The organism is Geosporobacter subterraneus DSM 17957 (assembly GCF_900142145.1).
In the GTDB taxonomy this organism is placed as follows: domain Bacteria; phylum Bacillota; class Clostridia; order Peptostreptococcales; family Thermotaleaceae; genus Geosporobacter; species Geosporobacter subterraneus.
In genome coordinates this window covers 1-1,883 of sequence record NZ_FQZV01000111.1, presented here as the reverse complement: position 1 = coordinate 1,883, position 1,883 = coordinate 1, and the positions used below count along the sequence as shown (strand labels likewise).

2 protein-coding genes are annotated in these 1,883 nt (G+C 32.8%); both read right to left on the bottom strand.

Annotation, left to right across the window (positions count from 1 at the left end):
• Window positions 1–199: 199 nt before the first annotated feature.
• Window positions 200–826, bottom strand: coding sequence for a GTP pyrophosphokinase (locus BUB56_RS19170; protein ID WP_278319524.1), 627 nt, complete (start codon window positions 824–826; stop codon window positions 200–202).
• A 566-nt stretch (window positions 827–1,392) separates the two neighbouring features.
• The gene (locus BUB56_RS19165) at window positions 1,393–1,593 is read right to left on the bottom strand and encodes a cold-shock protein (protein ID WP_110942836.1); all 201 of its coding nucleotides are present in this window, start codon (window positions 1,591–1,593) and stop codon (window positions 1,393–1,395) included.
• Window positions 1,594–1,883: the final 290 nt, after the last annotated feature.

The window sequence follows — 1,883 nt, the reverse complement described above, 5'->3', positions numbered from 1 at the left end:
ATCCCTATCTGCAATATATCATCAAGGGATTAATCATCATCACTGCGGTAGCCATTGATACCCGCAAGTATATCAAGAAAAAATAGCTTGTTTTGCTGGAGATATACTGATATGGGATAAAAAAGATTGTTTCTCCCCTTCTATACTATAAAGCAGAATGAAGCACCCTTGTAGCGGTGTTCATTCTGCTTTATAGCTTCTACTTATATTGTTCAATTTCATTTTTTATAAAAAGCATTTTTTGATCCAGATGGGCAATATCTTCAGCACACTCCTTTAATTGCTGGGTAATTTCTGAGGGAATAGCCTTATTGAACTTGTAAAATATTTTGTGCTCCAGGCTAGCCCAAAAGTCCATGGCGATGGTTCGAATCTGAATTTCTACCTTTACATGCTCTGAGCGGTCCGATAAAAAGACAGGAATTTCTACTATCAGATGAAGACTCTGATAGCCATTAGGTTTTGGATTTTTGATATAATCCTTTACCTCAATGAGTTTTACGTCACTTTGACTTTTAATCAATTCGTAGATTACATAGATATCGGAGGTGAAAGAACAAATAATTCGGATACCTGCGATATCGTGTATATATTCTCTTGCATTTTCTATGGTAACCTCATAACCCTTTCGAATTAACTTATCAATAATACTTTCCTTCGTCTTAACCCTGGATTTAATATGTTCAATAGGATTGCGATAGTGAAAAAATTGAAACTCTTCATTTAATATATTTAGCTTAGTATCCACTTCTTTTAATGCAAATCGATAGATCATGGTCAGATTCTTCCATCCGTTTGCGTCTTTTGTATTTACTGTAGGCTCCAAGATTTTATCACTCCTGTTTATAAGTTAAATGGGGTATTGTTTACTTGTTAAATTCATTATAACATATTTCGACCTGCTGACAGGAATAATAACAAGGCATTGTGATTAGAATTCGAAAAAGAAAACAACAGAAGAAATACTAGAGAATGAGAATAAATTCATAAGGGAATGGTTATTAAAAAGATGAATTTAGAGTACTGAGCAAAAGCTTTGATGCCATGGCTAAGGATCTCAGTATGCTGATAAAAGAAAGATATCAGCGGGAAAAGGAACGGGAACAAAAAAGCATGAAATCATACATCAAAAGAAAGAGATTAATGCACTGTACGAAGAAACCACAACGATGAATAATGAATTGGAGCGATTGCTTTAAGAAAATCATCAGAGCTATTTTACCACTGTACGGGCATTGGCTAATGCCATAGAAGCAACAGTTTGATCCCTTAGTTGTAGATACTTTTGTTCAATGGCTCCAAGGATTCAATTTTATATAAACAAAAATAAAAGCCCTGATTGCTCAGGGATTTTATAGTAGTCTCTATATATATAATATGAATAATATTCTATTATATTCTAGCTACACTAGCAGCTTGAAGGCCTCTGTCACCTTTTACTACCTCGAATTCAACTTTTTGTCCTTCTTCTAAGCTCTTGAAGCCATCTCCTTGGATTGCTGAGAAGTGTACGAATACATCTTCGCCGCCATCAACTGTAATGAATCCAAAACCTTTTTCACTGTTAAACCACTTTACTACACCTGTTTTCATTAAAAAAACCTCCAAAAAATTTAAGTTTTGTAACTTTGTTACTATGTAAGGTTATCACGAATATTCCTTTATGTCAAACAAATTCATAAAAGTAATAAACCTACATGCTCTATTAATATTGCCAAAGCTTGGATTTCTTATGCAAAAAAATATTTTTTCTAATTTATTCCTTATAACAAGTTAATAAATAATTCTTTATCCTGAATTATTCATGAAGATCTAAAAAATGAATTTAGACCCTCAAAATTGAGTTTTATCAGTTTTAAAAATCTATATAAAGGAAAAAGTTC

What these genes read in the sequence shown, in the direction of transcription:
- BUB56_RS19165 (WP_110942836.1), bottom strand. Translation starts at nt 1,593, where the DNA reads ATGAAAACAGGTGTAGTAAAGTGGTTTAACAGTGAAAAAGGTTTTGGA.